Source organism: Streptomyces sp. NPDC039480 (assembly GCF_055597165.1).
Genome location: NZ_JBVITX010000005.1, coordinates 334,801 through 360,077 on the forward strand (window position 1 = coordinate 334,801; position 25,277 = coordinate 360,077).

Consider the following 25,277-nt stretch of genomic DNA (forward strand, 5'->3'; position numbering starts at 1 on the left):
GCACGGGGCCGGCACGGGAAGGTGCCGGGCACCGAAGGCCCCAGGGGCGCGGGGAACTGCGCGACCGGCCCACCCGGGCCCGCACCCGCCGGACAGCCGCCATGGGGCAGACGCGAGGGCACGAGCGACGGCGCCGGGCACCGAAGGTTCCAGGGGCGCGGGGAACTGCGCGACCAGCCCACCCGGGCCCGCACCCGCCAGACGGGCGGCATGGGGCAGACGCGGAGGCCGGAGGCCGGGGCCGGGGGCCGGGGGCCGGGTCGGCTCAGGCCCGCCCCCGCCCCCGCCCCGCCAGCGCAGCGCCCCGCCCCCGCCAGCGCAGCGCCCCCGTAGAATCACCGGGTGAACGCCCCGATCCCCCCGGCACCCCCCCACCCCCCGGCCGAAACCCTGCGCACCGCGCTCGCCGGCCTCCTGGACGGTCTCCCGCCCAAGCAGGCGACCCAGGCCGTCGACCGGCTGATCGCCAACTACCGGGGCCGCACCCCGACCGACGCCCCGATCCTGCGCGACCGCGCGGACGTCGTCGCGTACGCCGCGTACCGCATGCCCGCGACCTTCGAGGCCGTCCGTGCCGCGCTGGCCGCCCTCGCGGACGCGGCGTCCGAGGGCTGGGCGCCCGGCAGCCACGTGGACGTCGGCGGCGGGACCGGCGCGGCGACCTGGGCGGTCGCGGCGACCTGGGCGGGGGAACGCCCGGTGACGGTCCTGGACTGGGCCGAGCCCGCGCTGGCACTCGGGAAGGAATTGGCCGGGACGACACCCGGGCTGAGCACCGCACAGTGGCAGCGCTCCCGTATCGGATCGACGCTCACCATCGAGAGCACCGCTCTCGTCACCATCTCGTACGTCCTCGGAGAGCTCACGGACGCCGACCGCCGCTCCGTCGTCGACGCCGCCGCCGAAGCGGCGACCCAGGCCGTCGTCGTCATCGAGCCCGGCACCCCCGACGGCTACGGACGGATCATCGAGGCACGCGACCGGCTGATCGCCGCGGGCTACCGGATCGCCGCGCCCTGCCCGCACAGCTCGGCGTGCCCCATCGAACCCGGCACGGACTGGTGCCACTTCTCGGCACGGGTCAGCAGGTCGTCCCTGCACCGCCAGGTCAAGGGCGGCTCCCTCGCGTACGAGGACGAGAAGTTCAGCTACGTCGCGGCGGTCCGCTTCGACCCGGACCCCGCGCCCGCCCGCGTGGTGCGCCGCCCGCAGATCCGCAAGGGCCAGGTGCTCCTCGACCTGTGCGGGGTCGAGGAGTCCCTGCGAAAGGAGACCGTGACCAAGCGCCACGGCCCCCTCTACCGCGCGGCGCGCGACGCGGACTGGGGCGACGCGTGGCCGCCCCCGCCCGCGCAGTGACTCACGCGCCCCAGGTGCCCTGGTTGACGGCGCAGTTCCAGCCCGTGCCGCGCACGGAGAACTTCACCTTGTAGGACCTGGTGTTCAGCAGGCGCGTGCGCACCTTGACGCCGAGCTTGGCCTTGCCCGCCAGGCTCTTGTCGTACACGGTGACGGTCTTGGACGTCTTGTGGGTGACCTTGCCGCCCTTCGGCGTCGCCCGGCCGAAGCGGACGTTCTTCACGTTGGTCACCGTGAAGCTGACCTTCTTGAAGCTCTTCGTGCTCTTGTTCTTGATGCCGAAGTACAGACCCCCGTTGGTGACCCAGCCGTTCCGGTCGACCTGGAAACGGGAGGTGTACACGATGTCGATCGGGCAGCCGGAGACGGCACTCGGAGACGCCGACGCCTTCGGAGCGGCCTTCGGAGCGGTCGGGCCGGACGCGGCGGACGCGGACCCGGCGAGGCCGAGCTGAGCGGCGGTCAGGGCCCCCGCGGTGGCCAGTACTGCGGCGGACGTGCGCATACGGTTCACTGCGCTGATACCTCTTCTTCCCCCTGGGCCCCCGTGGACCCAACTGTTTGGTTGTGGTGACGCGTTCGCACAGGACTGTCTGCGTACCTGTGCGCCCGTATTGTTAGCACGTCCTCGGCCAGGTGGCTGAACTGCCCCGCTTCTTAAAAGGTTCTTAGAGGCGGCGACTATCCACATCTCCATGCCAACCAAGAGCAGTTCGCCCGGCCACGCCCGCAGGCGGTCGGAGACCCGATTCCTCGCCCTGTCCGTCGCTCTCGCGGTCGTCGCCGCCGGAGCCACCACGTACGCCTTCACCGCCGGAGCCGAGCCGCCGCACGGCCGGCACGTCGAACTCGCCGTCAAGGGCGGCACCGCCGTCGTCGACACCGCGACGCTCGCCGTCCGCGCCCGCACCCGCGACGGCCGCGACCTCGCCCTCTCCGACGCCGCCGGCACCGACCTCGGCAAGCCGGGCCCGGTGACCCGCACCGGCACCGGCCGGGCCCGCTGGAGCTACCCCGAGCGCGGCATCGACGTGACCGCCCGCACCGACCACGGCCGCCTCTCCCTCAGCATGAAGGCCCACCGCGACACCTCGGTCAGCTGGCCCGTCACCGGCACCGACACCGCCGCCAGCGCCCTCCAACTCCCGCGCGGGGAGGGCCTGGACATCCCCGTCAAGGACGCGTTCTGGACCAAGGGGGAGGGCGAACTCGCGGGCAGCACCGTCGACGTGGGCGAAGGCCTGACGCTGCCGCTGTGGGGCTACTCCCTCGGCAAGCGGGCAGGCGTCAGCTACCTCACCCCCACCGACATCGGCACGAGCCTCGGCTTCACCGCCCCCGGAGGGCGGCTGCGCACCACCGCCGAGCACACCTTCGACCGCGGAGAGGGCACCCGCGACTACACCGTCACCTTCGCCCTGACCGACGGCAACGCCGTCGCACCCGCCGCCGACTACCGCTCCTACCTCGCCGAACGCGGCCGGCTCGGCAGCCTGAAGCGGAAGATCGCGAAGAACCCCGCCACCGGGCAGCTCCTCGGCGCCTTCCACGCCTACACCTGGGGCGACGCCCGCAAGCGCGCCGGGATCGAGGAGCTGCGCAAGCTGGGCGTCGACCGCATGTGGCTCGGCTACGACGGGAAGCCGTACCCGGACAAGGCGGCGGTGGGCGCCGCGAAGAAGGCCGGGTACCTCATCGGCCCCTACGACTCCTTCGCCAACGGCCAGGACCCGAAGACCGCCGACGCCCCGAACTCCGTCTGGCCCGGCACGGTCCACCCGGACTTCTGCGTCCGTGACGCCAAGGGCGAGCCGGTGACGGGCTTCGGCGGCCGCGGCTGCTACCTCAGCTCGTCCGCCTTCGAGAAGGCGGAGAAGACGCACCACTACCTCGCCGACCGCACCCGCTCCATGGTCGCCAACGGCGCCGACAGCTACTTCCTCGACGTCGACGCCACCGGCGAGCTCTTCCGCGACCACGGAAAGGGCCACCGGATGACCAAGGCCGAGGACCGCGAGCACCGCCTCGCGCGCATGCGGCGCATCGCCGACAAGGGCCTCGTCCTCGGCTCCGAGACCGCGCAGGCCTGGGCGAACAAGACGCTCGCCTTCGACCACGGCGGCGGCACCCCGGTCGCCGACGGCATGTGGAAGCTCCAGAAGGACCGCGAGAAGTGGGGCGGCTACTACCCCGAGAACGCGCCCGGCGTCTTCTTCAAGCCGGTCGACCTGCCCGCCGGCCTGGCCAAGGCGATGTACGACCCCCGCTACCGCGTCCCGCTCTACGAGACCGCGCTGCACGGCTCGCTGGTCAACACCGAGCGCTGGGAACTCTCGTACGAGAAGCTGCCCGCCCAGAAGACCCCCCGCGCCCTGCTCGCCATGCTCTACAACACCCCCCTCAACTACGTCCTCGACGGCCCCTCGCTGAAGAAGCACGGCGCCGAACTGGCCGCCCTCCAGAAGTACTTCTCGCCCCTGCACAAGGCCGCGGGCACCGAACAGCTCACCTCTTTCCGTCAGCTGACCAAGGACCGCACCGTCCAGCGCACGGTCTTCGGCAAGGGCACGCTGACGGTGACGGCCAACTTCGGCACCAAGGCGTACGGGGGACTGCCGGGCGGCTGTGCCGACGCCCGCCTCAAGGGCGACGACAAGCCGCGCCGGCTCTGCCCGGCGGAGCTGCGGAAGGGCTAGCCCCGCAGTTCCTGCGTGCAGCACTTCACGCTGCCGCCGCCCTTGAGCAGCTCGGTCAGGTCCATCCCGATCGGTTCGTAGCCGCGCTCGCGCAGGGGGTCGAAGAGGCCGAGCGCGGCCTGTGGAAGCAGCACGTGGAGCCCGTCGGAGACGGCGTTGAGCCCGAGCGCCTCGGCGTCGGGCTCCTCGGCGATCAGCGCGTCGGGGAAGAGCCGCCGCAGCACCGCCCGGCTGCCGGGGGAGAAGGCCTGCGGGTAGTACATGACGTCGTCCGCCGCGTCGTCCAGGACGGCGAGCGCGGTGTCCAGGTGGTAGTAGCGGGGGTCGACCAGGTCGAGCCCGATCACCGGGCGGCCGAGGAACTCCTGCGCCTCGCCGTGCGAGAGCGGGCTGGCCCGGAAGCCGCGCCCGGCCAGGACGTAGGAGGAGGTGACGGCGAAGTCGCCCTCGCCCTCGTTGATGTGGGTGGGTTCGTGGATCTCGGTGAAGCCGTGGGTGCGGAACCACTCAAGGTGGGCCGCGGCCTCCTCCTCGCGCTCGCGGTAGGCGAAGCGCGCGCCGAGGACGCGTCCGCCGACGACGGTCGCGCCGTTCGCCGCGAAGACCATGTCCGGGAGTCCGGGCCGGGGGGTGAGCTCCTCGACGGTGTGACCGAGGGAGACGTACCGGTCGCGCAGGTCCTCCCACTGGGCGACGGCGAGGGGGACGTCGACCGGCTTGCCGGGGTCCATCCAGGGGTTGATGGAGTAGGTGACCCTGAAGTGTGCCGGTGGGCACATCAGATAGCGCCGGGGTGTGGCGCGCCGAGGAGAGCGAGGAAAACGGGACAATGAAGGCTCCTCACGTACCGCAGGTCATGTGCTGCCCATGGTGGGGCAGTTGATGCCCATAGTGCGGTCTGGGAGAGCTTCCGCGCAGTGAACCGAACGGGTGGTTGCGAGATTGGCCGAACGGATGGTGCCGGACGGGGGTGAACGGGGGGTGCCCCGCACGACCTCCAAGGGCGAGACGTTGCGTCTTGTCTAGACGGTACGTCTCGGTTCGGCCGCTGCTACATTCGACGGCATGGCCCAGAAGACCACCTCCGACTCCACGCGCCGCAGCGAACGCTCGCGCCGCGCGATCTACGACGCAGCCCTCGCCCTCGTCGGCGAGGTCGGCTACGCGAAGCTGACGGTCGAGGCCATCGCGGCCCGCGCCGGCGTCGGCAAGCAGACGATCTACCGCTGGTGGACGTCGAAGGGAGCCGTCCTGCTCGACGCCTTCCTCGACCTGGCCGAGCAGGCGTCCCGGGAGGCCAGTGAGAACGCGGGCAAGAACGAGATCGAGACCGAGATCCCGAACACCGGGGATCTGGAGGCCGACCTCAAGTACGTGATGCGCGCCACCGTCGACGAGTTCAACGACCCCAGGTACGACGCCCCCTACCGCGCGCTCGCCGCCGAGGGGCTGCTCAACCCCGAGCTGGGCGCCGAGTTCGTCGAGAAGCTCCTGGAGCCGCAGCTCCAGCTCTTCGTGAAGCGCGTGGAGCAGGCCCGCGAGGCGGGCCACGTCGTGCCCGACATCGACCCCCGCATCGCCCTCGAACTGTGGTCGAGCCCGCTCGCCCAGCGCTGGCTGATGCGCTCGGGCCCCCTCACCCACGCCTACGTCGACACGCTCGTCGAGTACGCGCTGTACGGCATCACGCCCCGGCCGTACTCCGCTTCCTGACCGGCGTACGCGAGAGCAGGCCCGGAGCGTCCGTGATCACGCCGTTGCAGCCGAGGCGCAGCACCCGGTCGCGCTGCTGCGGAGTGGTCACCGTGTGCGCCCACACCCGGGGGACGCCCGAGTTCACCGCGCGCAGCAGATCGCTGTCGCGCGCCTTGTAGTCCACGTCCAGGACGTCCACGAACGACGCCCACTCCTTCGGGCGGTCCCGCCGCATCTGCGCCTTCGAGCGCCACAGCTGGGCCAGCAGGCCTAGGCGGTGGGCACGGCGGGCGACCGCCGGATCGTTGGTGTTCACGAAGACCGAGCGGGTGAGCCCGCGGGCCCGGATCAGCCGGGCGAGCGGCTCCAGGCTCTTCGGGTCCTTGGCCTCCAGCATCAGCATGACCCGCCCGCCGAACCGGTCGAGGACCTCCGCGACCGTCGGCGGCCGCTCCGGGCGCCAGCGGCCGGGCACCGTGGCCGGGGGACGCAGCCGCACGGCGAGCCAGCCCCACCGGTCGAGGCGGCGCACCGGGCCTGACGTGTACGTGGTGCGGTCCAGGGTGGCGTCGTGCATGACCACCGGCGTCCCGTCGCGCAGTATCCGCGTGTCGAAGTCGATGACCTGGGCGGTACCGCGTTCATAGGCGGCCAGCAGGCCCGACATGCTGTTCTCCGGTACCTCCAGGGCACCGCCGCGGTGCGCGGTGTAGACGACGCGGGGCAGCGCGTCCACGGTCAGCGGCCCGCTCCACTCGATCGGGGCGAGGAAGCCGTTCGGTGCCGTGAGGGTCAGCGCCGTGAGGCCCGTCAGCACAGTCCTAATGACCATGGCGACCACGGTAGGCGGGTAAATCCAAACTTGCACCGGAAAGACGCGCTATGTCATCCCGGGGTGGGCATACCCCGGGCACCCCGGATGTGGCCTCCGGCCCCCGGAGGCGCAGGATGGTGGGACCATGGGTCATGCTTTCGGCACAACGGCGAGGTGAGGGGCTAGATGGGCGCGGAGTTCGGCAGCCGGTCCGGCGGACAGGGCAAATTCTCCCAGTGGCTCCGCCGGCGCCCCAAGGACACGGCCGCGGATGACCGGGCCCGCGAGGAGCTGCTCCTCGCCGCCGCGGCGGCCGGACTGCCGCTGGCCCCGGCCGCGTATCCGTCGGGGTACCGATGTTCCTGCGACCGCATCGGCTGTCCCACCCCCGCCCGGCACCCGGTCTCCTTCGCCTGGCAGACGCAGTCCACGACGGACCGCGGCCAGATCGAGCGGTGGGCCCGCCACCAGCCGCAGGCCAACTTCATCACCGCGACCGGCATGATCCACGACGTCCTGGACGTGCCGCTGGACGCCGGGCTCGAAGCCCTCGAGCGGCTGCTCGCCGCCGGGATCGAGGTGGGCCCCGTCGCCGAGTCGGGCGGCAGCAACGGCCAGGGCCGGCTGCTGTTCTACACCGCGACGCGCGGCACCCCCGAGGACGAGGACGAGTGGTGGCCGTGCGAGCTCGACTGCCATCCCGAGACGATGGACGAGCACCCCGGCCTGCGCTGGCACTGCCGCGGTTCGTACGTCCTGGTGCCGCCCGCCCGGCTCCCCGACGACCAGGAGGTGCGCTGGATCCGCGGCCCCGAGCATCCGCTGCCCGACCCGCTGACGCTCCTGGCGACGCTCACCGACGAGTGCGCGCGCGTGGCGGGCGAGCCCCAGCAGGACGTCGCCGCCTGGCCCCTGCGGGGCTGACCCCGGAGACCTGACTGGGAAGGCGGCCTACTCGCCCGTCGCGCCCGTCAGACCCTGGAGGCGGCCCAGGAACGCCACCTTGTCGCCGCCCGGCTTCTTCGGGTCGACGACCACCTGGTTGGAGACCCGGTGCAGCAGCAGCGACTGCCGCACCTCGCCCTTGAGCAGTGCCTTCGCGTCCGCGTCGACCTTCGGGCTGAGGCCCTTGAACGCGGTCTGCTTCTCGTAGTGGCGGGTGGCGAAGAACACCAGCGCGCCGCCGTCCGCGGTGCGCAGGCCCAGCGGTGCGAACGTGCCGCCGTTCTCCGGCTCGTCGAGGTACTGCACGGCGAGGCCGGCCCGCTTGGAGTTCCGGTCGCGGTAGGCCTTCCAGCGCGAGGTGTGGTCGCTCGGCGCGAACGCGTCGCCGCCCGACTTGAGGTACGACGTGTACTCCTCGCCGAGGTCGGCGGGGGCCAGCGCGAGATCCTTCGCCCGCACGCCCACCGGCTCGGCCCAGCCGTCCCCGTCCTTCTTCAGCTTCGGCATCTTCTCCGGCGACACCAGGTTCAGATAGGTCGCCCGCCACAGCTGGTCGGGGCCGCTCTTCGTGAAGACCCACAGCCACCGCAGGTCGGAGCGGCGGTTGGCCTTGGTGTCGGCCAGGAACCAGCGCGGCCAGCCCGCCTTCTTCGGTATGGAGTACGTCACGTCCGTGAGCTCGAGCGGCACGTGCTTCGGGTTGCCCTGCGGGTGCTGCACGCGCCGGGACTTCAGACCGCCCTGGTTGATGGCGCCCAGCGGGCCTGTGATGCGGGCGGCGTCCGCGGCCGGGTCGTAGGCCTTGTCCGCCTTGTTGTACGCGGTGAGGAACTCCTTGAGGGCGCGGTCCGCCTCGGACTTGGTGGCCGAGGGGACGATCTCCCGCTCCCCGTGCACGGTCACACAGCCGCTCGCCGTGAACGCCAGGGCCGCCACCGCCGCCGACACGACGACGGACCGGCCGGGACCACGGACCCTGCGAACGTTGCTCATCGGAATGCCTCCACCTACCCCTTCCCGGGCCCGAACCTTATCGGGCCCGGAAAAGAGCCGTGCGGAAGGGGTGTGCGGGTGCCGGTCAGATCTTCTGGAGGCGCGTCGCACGCGCCCTCGAGCCACGTGCGAGGAGGAGCAGCGCGGGGACCGCGTACAGCGGCCAGAGCACGAGCTGGAGTGGCGTCGGGTCGGGGCGGAAGCTGAAGGTGCCCGCCAGGAGCGTGCCGTACCAGCTGTCGGGCGGGACGGCCCCGCCGATGTCGAACGCCGCGTTCCGCGAGCCGCCGAGGAGTTCGGCCTCCTGCAGGGCGTTCACACCGTGCGTGAGGAAACCCGCCGCCACGACGATCAGCGCGACGCCGGACCAGAGGCGGAACCGGTCCAAGTCGACGCGGACCGCGCCCAGGTGGAGCAGCCCGACCAGGACGAGCGCGGTGAGCAGACCCAGGGCGACGACGAGCAGCGGCCCGTGCGCACCGTCCCTCGACGCCCGCACCGACGCCCAGAAGAACAGGGCCGTGTCCAGCGCCTCCCGGCCCACCGCGAAGAACGCGGTCACCGCGAGCAGAGCCGTCATGTGCCGCGCCTCCGCGCGCCGCACCCGAAGGGCCACCCACGTCAACAGGCCCACGGCGGCGAGCGACAGCGTCCCGCCGAACGTCTCCCGGGCCCGGGGCGTCAGCTCCTGCGAACCGAACGTCAGCGCCCAGCCGAAGCCGAGCGCGAGCGCCACCGCGACGCCGATGCCTGCCCCGACGGGCCGCAGCGCGTCACGCCGCCCGGTCCGCGCGGCGAAGGCGAGGAGGAGGCCCGCGGCCACACCGGCCTCCAGGCCGTCGCGCAGCCCGATCAGATAGTTGTCGAACATCCCCGGAAGAGTAGCCGCGCCCCTTTTCCCGTCACTGCCCGCTGTCCCTGAGCGGGGCCACCACGGGGGCGCCCGTGCGCGGGTGCGGGAACACCTCGACGGGCTGCCGGTACACCTCGGAGAGCAGCGTCGCCTCGAACACGTCGCCGGGGGCGCCCTCCGCCGCGACGGTCCCGCCGCGCAGCACCGCGACCCGGTCCGCGTACGCCGCCGCGAGGCCCAGGTCGTGGAGCACCACCACGACCGCGTCACCCGCGGCCGCCCGCTCACGGCAGATGCGGAGCACCAGCTCCTGGTGGCGCAGGTCGAGCGCGGCGGTCGGCTCGTCGAGCAGCAGCAGCGGGGCGCGCTGGGCGAGGACGCGGGCCAGCGCCACCCGGGCGCGCTCACCGCCGCTGAGCGCGGAGAAGGGACGCGCGGCGAAGTCGCCCACCTCGGTGGCCGCCATCGACGCGCGCACCACCCGGTCGTCGTCGTCCGCCGCCCGGGTTCCGGCCCAGGGCGCGCGGCCCATCCGTACGACCTCCGCCACCGGGAAGGGGAAGGAGAGCGCCGCGGACTGCGGCAGCACGGCGCGGCGCAGGGCGAGTTCGGGCGCGGGCCAGTCGGGGGCGGGCCGGCCGCAGACGCGTACGACCCCTTCGTCGGCCGGGAGGTCGGCGGCCAGCGCGGCCAACAGGGTGGATTTGCCCGCGCCGTTGGGGCCGACCAGGGCGAGCACCTCGCCCGCGCGGGCGGCGAGCGACACCCCGCGCAGCACCGCGTGGCCGCCGAGCCGCACCCACAGCCCCTCGGCCTCGGCGAGGACGTCCCCGCGCGCGACGGGCCCGGGCAGTGCGCGCTCCCGCCCTCCGAAGAGCCTCCTGCTCAGCTGTCCGATCACGCCCAACCACCCTGCTTGCGACGGGTCCTGCGGAGCAGCCAGAAGAAGAACGGGCTGCCGAAGAGCGCGGTGAGCACGCCCAGCGGCAGCTCGGCGGGCGCGGCCACCGTGCGCGCGGCCAGATCGGCGGCGACGAGGACCAGCGCTCCGCCGAGCGCGCTGCCGGGCACGAGGAAGCGGTGCCCGGGGCCCGCGGCCATCCGCAGCAGGTGCGGCACGAGGAGGCCGACGAAGGTGATGATCCCGGCGACGGCCACCGCGGCCGCGGTCAGCAGCGCCACCACGAGGACGAGGACGAGCCGCAGCCGCTCCACGTCCACGCCCAGATGCCGGGCGGGCCGCTCGCCGAGCGCGAGCAGGTCCAGCTTCCGCGCGTGGAACGGCGCGACGGCGAGCCCGATGAGCGCGCAGGGCAGGACGGCGAGGACCTTCGGCCAGGTCGCCTGGGCGAGCGAGCCGAGCTGCCAGAAGGTGATCTGGCTGATCTGCGCGTTGTCCGCGAAGAAGATGCACAGGCCGATGAGGGCGCCCGCGAAGGCGTTCACCGCGATGCCGGTGAGGATCAGCGTGACGACTTCCGTGCGGCCGCCCTCGCGCGACATCGCGTACACGAGCAGGACGGTCGCGAGCCCGGCGACGAACGCGCAGACGGTCACCGTCCAGTTCCCGAGGAAGCCGAGGCCGAGCGCGATGGAGGCGACGGCGCCCACCGCGGCGCCCGACGAGATCCCGATGACGCCGGGCTCGGCGAGCGGATTGCCGAACACGCCCTGCATCAGCGCGCCCGCGCAGCCGAGCGAGGCGCCGACGAGGAGGGCGAGCACGACGCGCGGCAGCCGCACGTTCCACAGCACGCTCTCGCCGACCCGGTCGAGCGAGGACCCGCCGAGTCCCAGGCGGTGCTGGACGGAGGAGACGACGTCACCGAGGGGGATGTCGTACGCGCCGGTGCCCGCGGAGACCAGACAGAGCAGGACGAGGGCGGCGGCGAGCGCCGCGGTCAGGGGGAGGGCGGCACCGCGGCGGCGGGGGGCCGCGCCGTCCGGGGTGGTGGCGGAGACGTCCGGGACCGTGTCCGTGTCCATGTCCGTGTCCGTGGCTTTGGTTTTGGCTTTGGTTTTGGCGAGCACGCTCACGCGGCGTCCCCGTACAACTGCTCCACCAGGGACTTCAGCACCTGGTCGGTGCGTGGCCCGTAGTTGAGGAGCACGCCGTCGTCGATGGAGACGATGCGCCGGTCCAGGCCCGCGGGGGTCTCGGCGACGCCCGGGACCTTCAGGAGCCCGTCCACGCCGTCCACCGACGCGAGTCCCTTCCGCATCACCAGGATCGCGTCGGGCGCGGCCTTCGCGAGCGCTTCGCTCGTGATCGCCGTGAAGTCCTTCCGCAGCCCGGACTCCTTGCCCGCGTCGACCGCGCCCGCCGCCTCCAGGAGCGAACTCGCCCCGGACTCGCGCCCACCGAGCAGATAGACGGAGGCCGAGCCGCGCAGATAGAGGAAGGCGACCCGCGGCTTCTTCTTCCCCTTCTCCGCCGGAATGTCCTCGCGGACCGCCGCGATCCGCTGCCGCGTGCGCTCCGTCAACTCGGCGCCCGCCTTCCGCACGCCCAGCGTGTCGGCCACCGCCTCGATGCGTGGGCCCACGTCGTCGAGGCTCTTCGCGGGGTCGAGGACGACGAGGGGGATGCCCGCGTCACGGATCTGGTCGATGGCCTCGGCGGGCCCGGTGGTGGTGTCCGCGAGGACGACGGTCGGCTTGAGGGAGAGCACGCTCTCCGCCGAGACGTCGTGTGCGCGGGTCACCACCGGCAGCTTCTTCGCCTGCTCGAAGGTGGCGGTGATGTCGCGGGCGACGACGTTCCTGCCGAGTCCCAGGGTGAAGACGATCTCGTTGAGGCTGCCGGTGAGCGGCACGATGCGGCTGGAGTCCTCAACCGTCACCTTGTGGCCGTCGGCGGAGGTGACGGTGGCGGGGAGCACCGGTTTCGGCTCGGTCTTCAGGGGCTCGACCCGGTCGGGCGCGGAGGTCTTCGCCTGCGCCCGCCGCGCATTCGGGCCGCCGCCGTCGTCCGGTGTTCCGCACCCGGTGAGACCGAGGGCGAGCACGGCGGCCCATGCGCCGGCGATGCGGAGTGAGCGCGGCATACGCACCGAAGTCCACCGTCCTGTCGAGCTGTTGAGGGCTGCTCCGAGGGCTGGGTTCCGGTTGGGGGTTCCAGCCCGAAGCGTTCGTAGTTAGGTTAGCCTTACCTAATTCGCCAGACCGCTGGAGGGGTCCCATGCCGTCGTCCGGACAGGCGCGTGCCACCGTTCGCGCCGGAGCCGTGGCCGTGCTCACCGCACTCGTCGGAGCGCTGCTCCCGGCGGCCGCCGCGCACGCCGAGGACCGCACGGTCCAGGGCGGGCGGCTCGACTGGGGCATCAAGTCCTCCTTCCAGAGCTACGTCACGGGACCCATCGCCCACGGCGCCTCCACCCTGCAAGGGGGTGCGGCCACGGTCGGCGGCAGCCAGTTCCGCTTCCACTCGGCGAAGGGCTCGTACGACCCGGACAGCGGGAGGTTCACCGCGGGGTTCTCGGGCGGGGTGCGCTTCACCGGGCACAAGAAGGGCGGCTCGTACGAGCTCGACCTCACCGTGAGCCGCCCCACGGTGAAGGTCGCCGGCGGTTCCGGCACGCTCTACGCCGACATGGTCAGCAAGGAGAAGGGCACCGGCAAGGTCACCAGGACCGCACAGGTCCCGCTCGCCTCGCTCGACATCTCCGGCATCGACATGACGGGCGGCACGGGCCCGATCGCCCTCAACAACCTTCCCGCGAAGCTCACTTCGCAGGGGGCGAAGGCCTTCGCCGGGTACTACACGGCCGGCACGGCCCTGGACCCGGTGAGCCTGTCGACGGACCTCGTCGCCAAGAACCCCCCGAAGAGCAAGGGCACGAGTAAGGGGAAGAAGAAGGCGGAGACGGGCCGGGCCGGCCGCATCGAGGATGCCGCCGTCGACTGGGGCGTGCGCCGCACCTTCCGCGAGTACGTCACCGGGCCCATCGCCAAGGGCGAGTGGAAGCTGTCCGCCGGCGCCCAGGACGGCGGCGCGCTCTTCCGCTTCCCCCGGGGCAAGGGAACGTACGACGAGAAGAAGGGCACCCTCACCGCGGACTTCGCGGGGGCGGTCCGGTTCACCGGCAAGCACGGCCTCGACCTGACGCTCGCCGGGGTCGCCGTCCAGGTCGAGGACGGCAAGGGCACGCTCACCGCGGACGTCGACGGCAAGGGCGACCGCGGCACCACCCTGAAGAACGCCTCGCTGGTCACCTTCGCCGCGAAGGAGCTGCGGCCGAAGGACGGCCTCGTCTCCCTCACCGAGGTCCCGTCGAAGCTCACCGCCGAAGGCGCCAAGGCGTTCGGCGGCATGTACAAGGCGGGCTCCGCCATGGACCCGCTCTCGCTCGCCGTCGCCCTCGACGCCGACGCGGAACTCCCCGCACTGCCGGACCTCGGCTCGACCGCGAAGTCCGCGCCGAAGCCGGACCCGAAGACGGACTCGAACTCTTCGAAGTCCGCGGCGGCGCCCCGCACCGAGAACGCCGCCGGGTCCTCCGACTCCTCCTCGAACGCCGTGCCGATCGGTGTCGGCGCGGGCGTCGCGGTGCTGCTCGCCGCGGCGGTCGCCTTCGGAGTCGTACGCAAGAAGCGCACGGCAACGGACGCGCAGGACACCCCGGACACCCCGGACGCCTGACCGCCTCACTGTTGCCCGCCCCCTCCTCCCCCCTCTCAAGGAGAAGCCTGATCATGGCCGCCACCCGTCGTCCCACCGTCCTCGCGGCAGCCGTCGCGACCGCCGTCGCCCTGGGCGCGAGCGCCTTCACGCTGCCGGCGGTCGCCGCCGACACCGGCACGGCCGCCCCGCCGAAGCTGGAGCTCAAGGACGGCACGCTTCAGTGGGGCTTGAAGGAGTCCTTCCGGAAGTACGTCACGGGCATGGCCCACGGCAAGATCGAGGCCAAGGACGGCGCCCAGCAGGCCGCGGGCAACGGGGTGTTCACGTTCTCCGGGGGCAAGGGCACGTACGACACCGGTACGCACGCCACCGACACCGCCTTCAAGGGCAGCGTCCGCTTCACCTCCACCCTCCACCGCTTCGACATCGGCATCACCGACGTCAAGGTCCGCACGAAGGGCAAGACCGGTGCCATCCAGGCCGACGTGACCCTGAACGGCACCGTCCAGAACGACATCGACCTCGCCGCGCTCGACCTGAGCACGGTCAGGCCCGGGCAGGGCGAGGGCGGCGCGATGGTCTTCAAGGACATCCCTGCGGCGCTGACCGCGGACGGCGCGAAGGCGTTCAACGGCATGTACGAGGCGGGCGAGAAGCTCGACCCGGCGACGCTGACGGTGACGGCGGGCGGGCCGGTGATCGAAAAGCCCACCCAGAAGCCGACGGAGAAGCCGACGCAGAAGCCCACGCAGCGGCCCACCCAGAAGCCGACCGGCGGCCCCTCCGACCCCGACAAGGCCCCGAAGCCCACCCCGTCGCAGTCGTCGCAGGCGTCACGAGGGTCCACGGGCGAGGTCGTCGGCGGCCGCCTCTCCTGGGGGCTGAAGGAGAGCTTCCGGAAGTACATATCCACCGGCGGGAAGGCGACCGTCGCGGGCGGCGCCAAGAAGATCTCCGACGGCTACCGGTTCCCCTACGCCAAGGCGGACCTGGACTCCACCGCCAAGAAGGCCGACGCCTCCTTCGGGGGCAGCGTCCGCTTCACGTACAAGGCGCACGGCATCGACATGAAGTTCAGCGACCTCAAGGTGCGGGCGAACGGCGCCAAGGGCACCCTGCTCGCCGACGTCACCACGCCCCAGGGCACGAACAACGACGTGAAGTTCGCCGCGCTCGACCTCTCCGGCGTCTCCTACAAGGCGAAGAACGACGTCGTGCTGTTCGACAAGGTGCCCGCGACCCTGACGGCGGCAGGCGCGAAGCAGTTCGCCAACGACACGACCGGCTCTCCGTACCGGCCGGGCGAGAAGCTCGACCCGGTGACGGTCGCGCTGTCCTCGTCGGCGGGCGCGGTGCTCCCGGCCGGCGGCAACACAGGGACGACGGACTCCGGCTCCGGTTCCGCTTCCTCTTCCGGCTCCGGGTCCGTGGGCGGCGGCGGTTCCGTCGGCGGCGCGGGCTCGCTGGCGGACACGGGCTCCTCCGTCCCCTCGACCGCGCTGCTCGGCGTGGCGGGTGTGGCGCTGGCGGCGGGCGCGGGCGCGGTCGTCGTGGCACGGCGGCGGGGGAGCGCCGAAGCGGTGTGATGCTTGAATGCGCGGGTGACTGAACCCTTCGACGTACTGCGTGTTTTCTGCGGGCCCGACGGTCGGCACGGCAACGAACTCGGTGTCGTGCGCGACGGGGCCCGCATGCCTGTTCCGGCGGACCGCCAGGCGTACGCAGGGAAACTCGGCTTCAGCGAGACGGTGTTCGTCGACGACCCCGAGCGCGGCATCATCGACATCTATACGCCGACACTCAGGCTGCCCTTCGCAGGCCACCCCTGCGTCGGCACGGCCTGGCTCCTCGACGTGCCGGAGCTCGTGACACCCGCGGGCGTGGTCGAGGCGCGCTACGACGGCGAGTTCAGCTGGATCACGGCACGCGCGGACTGGGCGCCGCCGAGGACGCTGCGGCAGTACGGGACGGTGGCGGAGGTCGACGCGCTCGACGTGCCGCCGCCGGGCGAGTGGATCTACGCCTGGGCCTGGCAGGACGAGGCCGCGGGCCGCGTGCGCGCGAGGGGCTTCCCCGGGCGGGGCGACGGCATCGACGAGGACGAGGCGACGGGCGCGGCGGCACTCCTGCTCACCCACGAACTGAGCCGCGCCCTCAACATCACCCAGGGCCGCGGCTCCCAGCTTCTGACGGCCCCGGGGCCGGGGGACTCGATCGAGGTCGGCGGCCGGGTCCGCCTGTTCCGACAGTTCAGCCCCTCCGGCTTTTGAGGAGCGGGGGTCCGGGGGCGGAGCCTCCGAGGTGGGGGCTCCGTCAGGCGGTCAGGGGGAACTCTTCCCCGAGCTCGCGGAAGACCGCCGTGTTCAAAGCGAAAGCGCGCTTGCACTCGTCGACGATCCGCCGCTTCTCCAGGTCGTCCGTGATCGCCGTGTCCATCCCGTCGAGCAGTTCGCGGTAGCCCCGCTTGAACGCGGCCGGGTTGGGGATCCCCTCGAAGACGTAGAACCGCACGCCGTCGCCCTTGCGGGCGAAGCCCCAGGTCCGCTCGGCCTTGCCGCGGATGATCTGGCCGCCGGAGAGGTCGCCGAGGTAGCGCGTGTAGTGGTGGGCGACATAGCCGCCGGGCCAGGTGCGGGCGCACTCCGCGATCCGTGCCGCGTACGCCTCCGTGGCGGGCAGCGGGGTGAGGCCGGTGCGCCAGTCCGCGCCCCGCAGGTGCGCGAGGTCGCGCTCCAGCTCGCTCACGCGGTGCAGCTCGGGCCGGATGAAGGGGCCCGCGACGGGGTCCTCGCGCAGGGACTGCGCGCCGTCCTCCAGGGCGCGGTACACGAACCACAGCTGTTCGGTGTAGCGCGTGTACGCGTCGACGCCGAGGCCGCCGCCGAGGAGGTCGCTCATGAAGGTCGAGGTCTCGGCCTCGGTGTGCTGCTCGTGGGACGCCGTGCGGATGACCGTCGAGAAGGGCGTGAGCGGCGAGTCCATGAAGACCTCCAGGGGAGCCGGGAAGGACGGGGCGGCGGAAACCGGTGACCTCTGCAGATCATGCAAGTTAGGCTTACCTAAGTCAACCGGTTCCCGACACCCTGTCGGTAAAAGACTTACCCGCTCCCGCCCCGCGGAACCTCGCGTTCAGCGATCTTCCGGGTCGCTACCGGGGGCTCTTCCGCATCAGGGCAGCGTGAGAATCTCCGCCCCGGTCTCCGTCACCACCAGCGTGTGCTCGAACTGAGCGGTCCGCTTCCGGTCCTTGGTGACGACGGTCCAGCCGTCCTCCCACATGTCGTACTCGTACGTGCCGAGCGTCAGCATCGGCTCGATCGTGAACGTCATGCCGGGCTGGATGACGGTCGTGGCGTGCGGGCTGTCGTAGTGCGGGACGATCAGGCCGGAGTGGAAGGACGTGTTGATGCCGTGGCCGGTGAAGTCCCGCACCACGCCGTAGCCGAAGCGCTTGGCGTACGACTCGATGACCCGGCCGATGATGTTGATCTGCCGGCCGGGCTTGACGGCCTTGATGGCGCGGTTCAGGGTCTCCCGGGTCCGCTCCACGAGCAGCCTGGACTCCTCGTCGACGTCGCCGACGAGGTAGGTGGCGTTGTTGTCGCCGTGCACGCCGCCGATGTAGGCCGTCACGTCGAGGTTGATGATGTCGCCGTCGTTCAGGACGGTGGAGTCGGGGATCCCGTGGCAGATGACCTCGTTGACCGAGCTGCACAGCGACTTCGGGAAGCCGCGGTAGCCGAGCGTCGAGGGGTAGGCGCCGTGGTCGCACATGTACTCGTGCGCGACGCGGTCCAGCTCATCGGTGGTCACGCCGGGCGCGATGTGTTTCGCGGCCTCTTCCATGGCGCGGGCGGCGATGCGGCCCGCGGTGCGCATCAGCTCGATGGTCTCGGGGGTCTGCACCTCGGGCCCCGTGTACGGGGTCGGCGCGGGTTTCCCCACGTACTCGGGGCGCCTGATGTTGCCGGGTACGGAACGGATGGGGGAGAGCTCCCCTGGGACGAGCAGTGACTGGCCAGACATGCCAGCGAGTCTAGCCAGCCGTCGTGGGGCAGCATGGCCTCAGAGAACGTGACCCGATAGGGGACGGAAGGAGCGGGGCATGGCGCTGTTCAAGAAGCGGACCGTCGGCAAGCCGGGCGAGTGGTTCTACTGCCTGGAGCACCAGAAGGTCGAGGAGGGCCCCGACTGCCCCGGCAAGGACCGGATGGGTCCCTACGCCTCGCGCCAGGAGGCGGAGCAGGCGATGCGGACGGCCGCGGAGCGCAATCTCCAGTGGGAGAACGACCCCCGGTGGCACGACACGGCAGCCGGCAACAAGGACGACACCGCCTGACCTCACCCGGGCTACGACGGGGGCGCGACCTGCCTCCGCAGGGCCCGGCCCCTTCGGGGGGGGGACCTGTCACCGCCGGTCGCCCGGCCCCCCCCGTCAGGAAGCGACCCCCTCCGTCGTCCTCTCCCCCTGCTCCCGGCGCCGCCTCGCGTCCGGGTCTGTTGTCGCGTCGTACGAGAGGAGTCGTGGCAGGACCGCTGCGAGGGCGGTGACCGAGGCCACGCAGGCCAGGCCGCCCGACCAGATGGCGGGGCGCGTGCCCGTCCAGCCCGCCGCCGCGCCCGCGCGGACCTGGCCGAGCTGGGGGCCCACGCTGTACGACAGGACCTCGATCCCGGCGAGCCGGCCCCGCAGCTCGTCCGGGATGGTCTGGTTCCAGATGGTGGAGCGGCCGAGACCGCTCGCCATGTCGCCCGCGCCCGCCAGCGCGAGACAGCCCAGCACCACCCAGATGTTCGCGAACCAGCCCGCCGCCGTGACCGCGAGCCCCCAGCCCGCCGCCCCGAAGACCACGAGCAGCCCGTGCCGCCGCACCCGCGACGTCCACCCGCTGGTGAGGCTGAACAGCAGCGAGCCGACCGCCCCGGCCGCGTACATCAGGCCGAGCGCCCACTCCGCGTCCAGGTCGTCCGCGAGGAACGGGAAGATCGTGTTCGGGAAGGCGAAGAACATCGCCGCCATGTCGATCGCGTACGTACCGAGCAGCACCGGCCGCGACCACGCGTACCGCGCGCCCTCCGCCAGGCCCTTCAGCGACGGCTTCTCCGCGTCGTGCGCGGCCGGCGCGGGGGAGAGACGGGTGCACAGGAGCACGGAGACCGCGAAACAGCCGATCGTGATCGCGTACGCGGACGCGTGCCCGGCGTACGCCACGACGAGGCCGGCGAGCGAGGGGCCCGCGATGGCCCCCACGTTCCAGCGCAGGGAGTTCAGCGCGGCGGCCGCCGTCAGCTGGTGGTGCGGCACGATCCGCGCCATGAGGGAGTCGAGCGCGGGGCGCTGCAGACCGGCGAGGGCGGAGACGCCCGCCGCGACGACGTACAGCGGCCACAGCATCGGGTCGGGCAGCAGCGCGTTCACCAGCAGGATGACGGCCAGCAGCCCCAGCGCCGCCTCGGTCAGGAGGATCACCTTGCGCCGGTCCACGGCGTCGGCGAGCGCGCCGCCGTAGAGCCCGAAGACGATCAGCGGCACCAGCTCGACCGCGCCCATCGCGCCGACCGCGACCGGCGAGTCCGTCAGCTCCTTGATCTGCAGCGGCAGGGCCACCATCGCCATGAAGCTGCCGAAGTACGTGACGAGACCCTGGATCCACAGCAGGCGGAAGTCGCGCGTGGAACGCCAGGGGGAGAGATCGGGCAGTATCGCGGAGAGAGGCACGAAAAGCCATGTTCAGGGCGGGCCGGTGCCGCGGGCAACCGAATTTCCCCCTGAGCGTCCTCGCCAGGTCACGGGCAGCCGCGGTACGTCACCAGCGCGTCGGCGGCGGCGACGTCAGCTGGTCGGCGAGGCGGGACAGACGGTCGCGCAGCCGCCTGCGGCCCCGCGCCTGCGGCAGCGCGTTCTCCCCGGCCGCCGCGCTCACCAGGTGCTGCACCGTGTCGAGGTCGAGGTCCGGCGTCTCGGGCACCGTCAGCGCCTCGTGCGACAGAGCGCCCAGGTCCCGGTCGCCGGAGCCGAGCGCCAGCACCGTCGCCCCCGCGCGCCGCGCGTCGTGCACCCGCGTGAGCAGTTCCGGATCCGGCGCGTCCGGCGCCACGACGAGCAGCGTCTCGCCGCGCCGCGCCGCCTCGATCCGGCCGAGCCCGGTCGACAGATGCGCGGGATCGCAGGCGTGCACCCGGTGGCGTACGAGTGTCGGAGTCAGCTCAGGCGTGCCCGACCAGGCCGCCTCGTCGACCAGGTGGGCGGCCAGGTGCCACGGCTCGTACGCCCGCGTGCCCACCAGGAGCAGCCCGCCGCCGTGCGGCACGACGGAGGACCGCAGCGTCCCCGCGAAGCGGCGGGTGGCGCCGAGCCACTCGGTCCCGGCGAGCACTTCGCGCAGCAGCGCGACCCGTACGGCGTCCATGGCGACGCATCCTGCCCCAACATGCCAGTCGTCACCGGGAGTTCACCGCGAATTCCCCCGGGATGGGGAGGCGCGGAGGATGACTTATGAGACGTCTGTTCCCTTCCGCGCGGGCCGCGAGGGCTACGCGAGCTTCCGCATCCCGGCCGTCGTCACCACGGCCTCCGGCACCGTCCTCGCCTTCTGCGAGGGCCGTGTCGGCTCCCAGGAGGACTTCGGCAACATAGACATCGTCCTCAAACGCTCCGCCGACGGCGGCCGCACCTGGGGCCCGCTCCAGGTCGTCGGCAAGAACGGCGCCGACCTCGCGGGCAACCCCGCGCCCGTCGTCCTCGACACCGGCCGCGTCCTCCTCGTCCACGTGCGCAACGCCGCCGCGGCCACCGAGGACGCCATCCGCCGCGGCAAGGTCTCCGCCGCCAACGGACGCCGCGTCTGGGTGCAGCACAGCGACGACGACGGCCTCACCTGGACGGCGCCGCGCGAGATCACCGGCCAGGTGAAGCGGGCGAACTGGCGGTGGTACGCGACCACGCCCGGGCACGCCGTGCAGCTCACCACGGGCCGCGTGGTCGTCCCCGCCAACCACTCCCTGCCGCCCACCGGCACCGACAACGGCACCGAGGGCAAGTACAACGGCGGGCACTGCCTGCTGAGCGACGACGCCGGCGCCACTTGGCGGATCGGCTACATCGACGACAACGTCAACGGCTACATCAACGTCAACGAGACCACCGCGGCCGAACTCCCCGACGGACGCCTGTACTTCAACACCCGCAACGACTCCCCGGCACCGGGCAACCGCGCCGACGCCCACTCGCGCGACGGCGGCCAGAGCCTCGTCAAGCCGTTCCGCCCGCAGGCCTCCCTCACCGGCCCCGTCGTCGAGTGCAGCGTCCTGCAACTGCGCGACCCCGACGTGCTGCTGTTCTCCGGCCCCGCCGACCCCGGCTTCCGCGCGCTGATGACCGTGCGCCGCTCCACCGACGGCGGCACCACCTGGCGGACCGCCCACACGGTCGACGGGCTGCCGGCCGCCTACTCCGATCTCGTACGGGCCGACGAGCACACCGTGGGACTCCTCTACGAGACGGGTGACTTCAGCGCCTACGAGACGATCTCGTTCCGCCGGATCCCGGTGGCGGAACTCGCCGGGTAGCCGATGACCGGTGATTACCGGGTGCGGAACCGGTGCGTAAGGTCGCCCCATGACCTCTACAGACAGTGCGCAGAACGCTCCCGCGAAGGCCCCCGCCAAGGACCCGTGGGAGCTTCCCGACGTGTCCGGGCTCGTCGTCGGTGTCCTCGGCGGCACCGGTGACCAGGGGCGCGGCCTCGCCTACCGGCTCGCCCGCGCCGGGCAGAAAGTGATCATCGGCTCCCGCGCGGCGGACCGGGCCCGGGCCGCCGCCGACGAGCTCGGCCTCGGCGTCGAGGGCGCCGACAACGCGGAGTGCGCGCGGCGCAGCGACATCGTGATCGTCGCCGTGCCCTGGGAGGGGCACGCGAAGACCCTGGAATCCCTGCGGGAGGAGCTGAGCGGCAAGCTCGTCGTCGACTGCGTGAACCCGCTCGGCTTCGACAAGAAGGGGGCGTACGCCCTCAAGCCCGAGGAGGGCAGCGCGGCCGAGCAGGCCGCCGCGCTGCTCCCCGACTCGCGCGTCACCGCCGCCTTCCACCACCTGTCGGCCGTCCTCCTCCAGGACGCGGACGTCGAGGAGATCGACACCGACGTGATGGTCCTGGGCGAGCGCCGCGCCGACACCGACGTGGTGCAGGCGCTCGCCGCCCGCATCCCCGGCATGCGGGGCGTCTTCGCCGGGCGGCTGCGCAACGCCCACCAGGTGGAGTCCCTGGTCGCCAACCTGATCTCCGTCAACCGGCGCTACAAGGCGCACGCGGGGCTGCGGGTCACGGACGTGTAGGGACCCGTGCCGGGCGGGGGCGGGCATGGGGGACACTGGTTGCGTACGCGCACGCGTACGCAACCGTGCTTGCCACGCTTCACCGGACAGGAGCCGTTCCCCATGCCCCGCCTCGCCGTGTACGCCCTCGTCGTCTGCGCCCTCGCCGTCGCCGCGGCCGTGATCTCGTTCGTGCAGGGCAGCTGGCTCGGTGTCGTGTGGGTGCTGCTCGCGGGCCTCTCGTCGAACATGGCGTGGTTCTACCTGCGGCGGGCCAAGCTGCAGCGGGACGCGGCCGCCGCCGCGGCCGCCTCTCCTTCTGCGCACTGACCCGACTCCCCACGCACCGGACTCACGCCGCTGGGGGAATCTCCTCCGAGGTCTGCCAGAAGCGGTACAGGTCCTGGCCCCAGTAGGTGTCCCACTCGCTGACGCCGAGGGCGCGCAGGATCGCGTCGATGGCGTCGAAGAACGCGTGGTTGATCTCCGGGATCCACAGCACGGCGAAGACCGCGATCAGTCCGAACGGCGCGAACGGCTCGACCTGGCGGCGGATCTTGTGCGAGAGCCAGGGCTCGATCACGCCGTAGCCGTCCAGGCCCGGGATGGGCAGGGAGTTCAGGATCGCGGCGGTCACCTGGAGCAGGGCGAGGAACGCGAGCGCGTACCGGAACGTGTCGGGGACGCCGTCCAGGGCGTCCAGCCAGAACGGCGCGGTGCAGACGACGGCGAACGCCACGTTCGTCAGCGGGCCGGCCGCCGAGATCAGGCTGTGCTTCCAGCGGCCCCGGATTCTGCCCCGCTCGATGAAGACCGCGCCGCCGGGCAGACCGATGCCGCCCATGATCACGAACAGCACCGGCAGCACGATGCTGAGCAGGGCGTGCGTGTACTTGAGCGGGTTGAGCGTCAGATAGCCCTTGGCGCCGATGGAGATGTCGCCGCTGTGCAGGGCGGTGCGCGCGTGCGCGTACTCGTGCAGGCAGAGCGAGACGATCCAGGCGGCCGTCACGAAGAGGAAGACGGCGAGCCCGGGGTTGTCCGCGAAGCCGGTCCAGGCGGCCCAGCCGGAGACCGCCGTGACGGCGGCGATCCCCAGGAAGACGGGGCTGATCCGCCGGTCGCTGCGGCGGATGGGGGCAGTGGTCATGGGGCGGTGCTCCTGGAGTCCGACGGCCTGGCGTGCCCGACGCTATCGGGTCCGTGCGGTGACAACGTCCGGTCCGGGGGCCGGGTTCCTGCTCCTGACCCGGGTTCCTGCTCCTGCCTCAGGTGGCGTCGGGTTTCCCGGCGGAGAAGAGCCACGTGTCGAAGAGGTCCGAGAGGTCCTGGTCCGATTCCTTCTCGCACAGGGCGATGAACTGCTCGGTGTCGGCGTTCCCGTGCCGGTGCTCGCGCGCCCAGGTGCGCAGGATGGTGGAGAAGGCGTGCTCGCCCACGGCCTCGCGCAGCTGGTGCAGGGCCATGGCGCCCCTGCCGTACACCGGCGAGTCCGAGACGCGCGCGGCGGTCGGCGGGTCGGCGGGTGGGAAGGCCCAGATGCCGTCGCTGTCCGGGTGCGTCCCGTCGTAGAAGGAGTCGAAGGTCTCCTGCGCGGTGGGGCCTCCGTGCTCCTCGTCCCACAGCCACTCGGCGTACGTCGCGAAGCCCTCGTTCAGCCACATGTCCTGCCAGGTGCGGGGCGTGACGGAGTTGCCGAACCACTGGTGGGCCAGCTCGTGGACGACGAGGAGGGCGTCCGGGGCCTCCTCGAAGTACGGCTTGGTCTGGGTCTCCAGGGCGTAGCGGAGGTCGGGGAGGTGGTCGACGACGGCGCCTGCCGAGGAGAAGGGGTAGGGGCCGAAGCGGTCCGCGGCCCAGTCGAGGACCTCGGGCACCAGCTCGGGGACGTCGACGGGGCCGTCCGCCTCGTCGGGGTCGACGGCCGTGTAGAGGGGCAGGCCGTCGTCGGTCTCACCGGTGGAGACGTCGAAGACGCCGGTGACGACCGTCGCGACGTAGCTCGCCATGGGTTCGGGGTTGTGCCAGCGGAACGTGGTGCGCCTGCCGTGCCGACGGGTCTCGCGCAGCGTTCCGTTGCTGACCGCGGTGTAGTCGGACGGCACGGTGACGTCGATGTCGTACGTCGCCTTGTCGGACGGGTGGTGGTTGCCGGGGAACCAGGTCATGGAGCCGCGGGGCTCGCCGAGCGCCGCCACTCCGTCGTCCGTCTCGATCCAGCCCTCGTCGCCGCCGTCGCTCGCCGTGAGCATCCGGGGCACCCCGGCGTACCGGACGGTGGTCTTGAAGGTCTTCCCCTTGCTGATCGGCCGGGCGGGGGTGAGCGTCAGCTTGTTCTTCTGCTTTCTGCTGACGCCTGCCTCGGAGCCGTCGGTCTCTGCATCGCGCACGCGCAGGCCCGCGAGGTCCAGGGTGAAGCGGGGCAGGTCCCGGGTGGCCCGCGCGGTGATCACCGCGGTGCCGGTGAGCCGGTTGCTGTCCGGGGTGTAGTCGAGGGTCAGGGCGTAGTGCGTGACGTCGTAGCCGCCGTTGCCGAGGGCCGGGAACAGGTGGTCGTCGACGCGCTTCCCGCGTGCGTCGAGCAGGACGAAGTCCCGCACGGTGCCCTCGCCGTCGTCACCGTCCCACCAGGTGCGGAAGAGCGCGGCGACCTGCTTGGCCTCGGCCGACTTCGCGGGAAGGTCGGTCCGCACCTCCACGTCGTAGGAGGAATCGGTGACTTCGACCGTGTGCACGGCCTGCGCGTGGCGTGCCGTGCGGGACTCGCCGGTGTCACGGGCCCAGGCGCGGAACTGCTCCAGGAGGCGGTGCTTGGACTCCCGTACGGGGGCGTCCGGGGGCTGCGTGCCGGTGCACGCCGTCAGGGCGAGGCAGAGGGCCGCCGCGGTCGTGAGGGCGCGCTTCATGAGGGGTCTCCGTCCCGTTGCACGACGGGGAAGAGGGGCGGAGGCATCCTGAGGTTGCCGCCGCCCCTCGCTTCAGGG

The 25,277-nt window shown here is 72.2% G+C and carries 25 protein-coding genes; 11 read left to right on the top strand and 14 right to left on the bottom strand.

The window, feature by feature from the left end; all coding sequences use genetic code 11:
* Positions 1 to 342 precede the first annotated feature (342 nt).
* Complete coding sequence (locus tag ACZ56E_RS18440) at positions 343 to 1,359, top strand: small ribosomal subunit Rsm22 family protein (RefSeq protein WP_471215285.1); 1,017 nt, start codon at positions 343 to 345, stop codon at positions 1,357 to 1,359.
* Between the two features lies 1 nt (position 1,360).
* On the opposite strand, the gene ACZ56E_RS18445 is transcribed toward ACZ56E_RS18440, so the two are convergent.
* Complete coding sequence (locus ACZ56E_RS18445) at positions 1,361 to 1,864, bottom strand: hypothetical protein (protein WP_471215287.1); 504 nt, start codon at positions 1,862 to 1,864, stop codon at positions 1,361 to 1,363.
* A 190-nt stretch (positions 1,865 to 2,054) separates the two neighbouring features.
* Here ACZ56E_RS18445 and ACZ56E_RS18450 point away from each other — a divergent pair, with 190 nt between their 5' ends.
* Positions 2,055 to 4,055: a glycoside hydrolase gene (locus ACZ56E_RS18450; protein ID WP_471215290.1), complete on the top strand. Its 2,001-nt coding sequence runs from the start codon at positions 2,055 to 2,057 to the stop codon at positions 4,053 to 4,055.
* On the opposite strand, the gene ddaH is transcribed toward ACZ56E_RS18450, so the two are convergent.
* Positions 4,052 to 4,885, bottom strand: coding sequence for a dimethylargininase (gene ddaH / locus ACZ56E_RS18455; protein ID WP_471215292.1), 834 nt, complete (start codon positions 4,883 to 4,885; stop codon positions 4,052 to 4,054). The two genes, ACZ56E_RS18450 and ddaH, sit on opposite strands and share 4 nt — an antisense overlap.
* Positions 4,886 to 5,120: 235 nt before the next feature.
* Here ddaH and ACZ56E_RS18460 point away from each other — a divergent pair, with 235 nt between their 5' ends.
* Positions 5,121 to 5,768 (top strand): TetR/AcrR family transcriptional regulator, encoded by a 648-nt coding sequence (locus tag ACZ56E_RS18460; RefSeq protein WP_471215293.1) that lies wholly within the window; start codon positions 5,121 to 5,123, stop codon positions 5,766 to 5,768.
* Here the strand turns inward: ACZ56E_RS18460 and ACZ56E_RS18465 are convergent.
* Positions 5,740 to 6,582 carry a glycerophosphodiester phosphodiesterase gene (locus tag ACZ56E_RS18465; RefSeq protein ID WP_468600446.1) on the bottom strand — a complete coding sequence of 281 codons (843 nt, stop codon included), beginning with the start codon at positions 6,580 to 6,582 and terminating at the stop codon, positions 5,740 to 5,742. The two genes, ACZ56E_RS18460 and ACZ56E_RS18465, sit on opposite strands and share 29 nt — an antisense overlap.
* Before the next feature lie 168 nt (positions 6,583 to 6,750).
* Here ACZ56E_RS18465 and ACZ56E_RS18470 point away from each other — a divergent pair, with 168 nt between their 5' ends.
* Complete coding sequence (locus ACZ56E_RS18470; RefSeq protein WP_468600444.1) at positions 6,751 to 7,488, top strand: bifunctional DNA primase/polymerase; 738 nt, start codon at positions 6,751 to 6,753, stop codon at positions 7,486 to 7,488.
* A 27-nt stretch (positions 7,489 to 7,515) separates the two neighbouring features.
* On the opposite strand, the gene ACZ56E_RS18475 is transcribed toward ACZ56E_RS18470, so the two are convergent.
* The 5 genes from ACZ56E_RS18475 to ACZ56E_RS18495 form a co-directional block, all read right to left on the bottom strand.
* Positions 7,516 to 8,502: an SCO2278 family lipoprotein gene (locus tag ACZ56E_RS18475; protein ID WP_471215296.1), complete on the bottom strand. Its 987-nt coding sequence runs from the start codon at positions 8,500 to 8,502 to the stop codon at positions 7,516 to 7,518.
* A gap of 85 nt (positions 8,503 to 8,587) precedes the next feature.
* On the bottom strand, positions 8,588 to 9,373 hold the full coding sequence (locus ACZ56E_RS18480) for an FTR1 family iron permease (RefSeq protein ID WP_471215298.1): 786 nt from the start codon (positions 9,371 to 9,373) through the stop codon (positions 8,588 to 8,590).
* 31 nt (positions 9,374 to 9,404) lie between these two features.
* The gene (locus ACZ56E_RS18485; RefSeq protein WP_471215301.1) at positions 9,405 to 10,262 is read right to left on the bottom strand and encodes a heme ABC transporter ATP-binding protein; all 858 of its coding nucleotides are present in this window, start codon (positions 10,260 to 10,262) and stop codon (positions 9,405 to 9,407) included.
* Entirely contained in the window at positions 10,253 to 11,341 is a 1,089-nt protein-coding gene (locus ACZ56E_RS18490; protein WP_471215303.1) for a FecCD family ABC transporter permease, read from the bottom strand. The genes ACZ56E_RS18485 and ACZ56E_RS18490 overlap by 10 nt, the downstream gene beginning before the upstream one ends.
* Before the next feature lie 47 nt (positions 11,342 to 11,388).
* Positions 11,389 to 12,402, bottom strand: coding sequence for a heme/hemin ABC transporter substrate-binding protein (locus tag ACZ56E_RS18495; protein ID WP_471215305.1), 1,014 nt, complete (start codon positions 12,400 to 12,402; stop codon positions 11,389 to 11,391).
* Between the two features lie 134 nt (positions 12,403 to 12,536).
* On the opposite strand from ACZ56E_RS18495, the gene ACZ56E_RS18500 reads away from it, so the two are divergent.
* From ACZ56E_RS18500 to ACZ56E_RS18510, 3 genes are read left to right on the top strand one after another with little or no spacing between them, the layout of a single operon-like run.
* Positions 12,537 to 13,997: an HtaA domain-containing protein gene (locus tag ACZ56E_RS18500; RefSeq protein ID WP_471215308.1), complete on the top strand. Its 1,461-nt coding sequence runs from the start codon at positions 12,537 to 12,539 to the stop codon at positions 13,995 to 13,997.
* A 53-nt stretch (positions 13,998 to 14,050) separates the two neighbouring features.
* Complete coding sequence (locus ACZ56E_RS18505) at positions 14,051 to 15,565, top strand: HtaA domain-containing protein (RefSeq protein ID WP_471215310.1); 1,515 nt, start codon at positions 14,051 to 14,053, stop codon at positions 15,563 to 15,565.
* A 15-nt stretch (positions 15,566 to 15,580) separates the two neighbouring features.
* Positions 15,581 to 16,249, top strand: a complete 669-nt coding sequence (locus ACZ56E_RS18510) for a PhzF family phenazine biosynthesis protein (RefSeq protein ID WP_471215313.1) — start codon at positions 15,581 to 15,583, stop codon at positions 16,247 to 16,249.
* A gap of 43 nt (positions 16,250 to 16,292) precedes the next feature.
* Here ACZ56E_RS18510 and ACZ56E_RS18515 read toward each other — a convergent pair whose 3' ends face one another.
* Both ACZ56E_RS18515 and map read right to left on the bottom strand, forming a co-directional pair.
* Entirely contained in the window at positions 16,293 to 16,961 is a 669-nt protein-coding gene (locus ACZ56E_RS18515) for a biliverdin-producing heme oxygenase (RefSeq protein WP_471215315.1), read from the bottom strand.
* A gap of 186 nt (positions 16,962 to 17,147) precedes the next feature.
* The gene (map, locus tag ACZ56E_RS18520) at positions 17,148 to 18,005 is read right to left on the bottom strand and encodes a type I methionyl aminopeptidase (RefSeq protein ID WP_468600422.1); all 858 of its coding nucleotides are present in this window, start codon (positions 18,003 to 18,005) and stop codon (positions 17,148 to 17,150) included.
* A gap of 79 nt (positions 18,006 to 18,084) precedes the next feature.
* Here map and ACZ56E_RS18525 point away from each other — a divergent pair, with 79 nt between their 5' ends.
* The gene (locus tag ACZ56E_RS18525) at positions 18,085 to 18,318 is read left to right on the top strand and encodes a hypothetical protein (RefSeq protein WP_468600420.1); all 234 of its coding nucleotides are present in this window, start codon (positions 18,085 to 18,087) and stop codon (positions 18,316 to 18,318) included.
* A gap of 96 nt (positions 18,319 to 18,414) precedes the next feature.
* Here the strand turns inward: ACZ56E_RS18525 and ACZ56E_RS18530 are convergent, their stop codons facing one another.
* Positions 18,415 to 19,698, bottom strand: a complete 1,284-nt coding sequence (locus ACZ56E_RS18530) for an MFS transporter (RefSeq protein WP_471215319.1) — start codon at positions 19,696 to 19,698, stop codon at positions 18,415 to 18,417.
* Positions 19,699 to 19,786: 88 nt separating this feature from the next.
* Positions 19,787 to 20,389 (bottom strand): hypothetical protein, encoded by a 603-nt coding sequence (locus ACZ56E_RS18535; RefSeq protein WP_471215321.1) that lies wholly within the window; start codon positions 20,387 to 20,389, stop codon positions 19,787 to 19,789.
* Between the two features lie 79 nt (positions 20,390 to 20,468).
* Here ACZ56E_RS18535 and ACZ56E_RS18540 point away from each other — a divergent pair, with 79 nt between their 5' ends.
* The 3 genes from ACZ56E_RS18540 to ACZ56E_RS18550 all read left to right on the top strand — a co-directional run bounded on the left by ACZ56E_RS18540 (position 20,469) and on the right by ACZ56E_RS18550 (position 22,623).
* The gene (locus ACZ56E_RS18540) at positions 20,469 to 21,548 is read left to right on the top strand and encodes a sialidase family protein (protein WP_471215323.1); all 1,080 of its coding nucleotides are present in this window, start codon (positions 20,469 to 20,471) and stop codon (positions 21,546 to 21,548) included.
* Positions 21,549 to 21,597: 49 nt separating this feature from the next.
* Positions 21,598 to 22,314: an NADPH-dependent F420 reductase gene (npdG, locus tag ACZ56E_RS18545; protein WP_471215327.1), complete on the top strand. Its 717-nt coding sequence runs from the start codon at positions 21,598 to 21,600 to the stop codon at positions 22,312 to 22,314.
* Between the two features lie 102 nt (positions 22,315 to 22,416).
* Positions 22,417 to 22,623, top strand: coding sequence for a hypothetical protein (locus ACZ56E_RS18550; RefSeq protein WP_468304084.1), 207 nt, complete (start codon positions 22,417 to 22,419; stop codon positions 22,621 to 22,623).
* Between the two features lie 22 nt (positions 22,624 to 22,645).
* Here ACZ56E_RS18550 and ACZ56E_RS18555 read toward each other — a convergent pair whose 3' ends face one another.
* Both ACZ56E_RS18555 and ACZ56E_RS18560 read right to left on the bottom strand, forming a co-directional pair.
* On the bottom strand, positions 22,646 to 23,443 hold the full coding sequence (locus tag ACZ56E_RS18555) for a site-2 protease family protein (protein WP_471215331.1): 798 nt from the start codon (positions 23,441 to 23,443) through the stop codon (positions 22,646 to 22,648).
* 118 nt (positions 23,444 to 23,561) lie between these two features.
* Positions 23,562 to 25,199, bottom strand: coding sequence for a M1 family metallopeptidase (locus tag ACZ56E_RS18560; RefSeq protein WP_471215334.1), 1,638 nt, complete (start codon positions 25,197 to 25,199; stop codon positions 23,562 to 23,564).
* Positions 25,200 to 25,277 lie beyond the last annotated feature (78 nt).

Bases quoted from the DNA above. Each gene is read 5' to 3' on its own strand.
- ACZ56E_RS18445 (WP_471215287.1), bottom strand. From the start codon at position 1,864: ATGCGCACGTCCGCCGCAGTACTGGCCACCGCGGGGGCCCTGACCGCC.
- ACZ56E_RS18450 (WP_471215290.1), top strand. From the start codon at position 2,055: ATGCCAACCAAGAGCAGTTCGCCCGGCCACGCCCGCAGGCGGTCGGAG.
- ACZ56E_RS18460 (WP_471215293.1), top strand. From the start codon at position 5,121: ATGGCCCAGAAGACCACCTCCGACTCCACGCGCCGCAGCGAACGCTCG.
- ACZ56E_RS18465 (WP_468600446.1), bottom strand. From the start codon at position 6,582: ATGGTCATTAGGACTGTGCTGACGGGCCTCACGGCGCTGACCCTCACG.
- ACZ56E_RS18470 (WP_468600444.1), top strand. From the start codon at position 6,751: ATGGGCGCGGAGTTCGGCAGCCGGTCCGGCGGACAGGGCAAATTCTCC.
- ACZ56E_RS18475 (WP_471215296.1), bottom strand. From the start codon at position 8,502: ATGAGCAACGTTCGCAGGGTCCGTGGTCCCGGCCGGTCCGTCGTCGTG.
- ACZ56E_RS18480 (WP_471215298.1), bottom strand. From the start codon at position 9,373: ATGTTCGACAACTATCTGATCGGGCTGCGCGACGGCCTGGAGGCCGGT.
- ACZ56E_RS18490 (WP_471215303.1), bottom strand. From the start codon at position 11,341: ATGGACACGGACACGGTCCCGGACGTCTCCGCCACCACCCCGGACGGC.
- ACZ56E_RS18495 (WP_471215305.1), bottom strand. From the start codon at position 12,402: ATGCCGCGCTCACTCCGCATCGCCGGCGCATGGGCCGCCGTGCTCGCC.
- ACZ56E_RS18500 (WP_471215308.1), top strand. From the start codon at position 12,537: ATGCCGTCGTCCGGACAGGCGCGTGCCACCGTTCGCGCCGGAGCCGTG.
- ACZ56E_RS18505 (WP_471215310.1), top strand. From the start codon at position 14,051: ATGGCCGCCACCCGTCGTCCCACCGTCCTCGCGGCAGCCGTCGCGACC.
- ACZ56E_RS18515 (WP_471215315.1), bottom strand. From the start codon at position 16,961: ATGGACTCGCCGCTCACGCCCTTCTCGACGGTCATCCGCACGGCGTCC.
- map (WP_468600422.1), bottom strand. From the start codon at position 18,005: ATGTCTGGCCAGTCACTGCTCGTCCCAGGGGAGCTCTCCCCCATCCGT.
- ACZ56E_RS18525 (WP_468600420.1), top strand. From the start codon at position 18,085: ATGGCGCTGTTCAAGAAGCGGACCGTCGGCAAGCCGGGCGAGTGGTTC.
- ACZ56E_RS18535 (WP_471215321.1), bottom strand. From the start codon at position 20,389: ATGGACGCCGTACGGGTCGCGCTGCTGCGCGAAGTGCTCGCCGGGACC.
- ACZ56E_RS18540 (WP_471215323.1), top strand. From the start codon at position 20,469: ATGACTTATGAGACGTCTGTTCCCTTCCGCGCGGGCCGCGAGGGCTAC.
- npdG (WP_471215327.1), top strand. From the start codon at position 21,598: ATGACCTCTACAGACAGTGCGCAGAACGCTCCCGCGAAGGCCCCCGCC.
- ACZ56E_RS18550 (WP_468304084.1), top strand. From the start codon at position 22,417: ATGCCCCGCCTCGCCGTGTACGCCCTCGTCGTCTGCGCCCTCGCCGTC.
- ACZ56E_RS18555 (WP_471215331.1), bottom strand. From the start codon at position 23,443: ATGACCACTGCCCCCATCCGCCGCAGCGACCGGCGGATCAGCCCCGTC.
- ACZ56E_RS18560 (WP_471215334.1), bottom strand. From the start codon at position 25,199: ATGAAGCGCGCCCTCACGACCGCGGCGGCCCTCTGCCTCGCCCTGACG.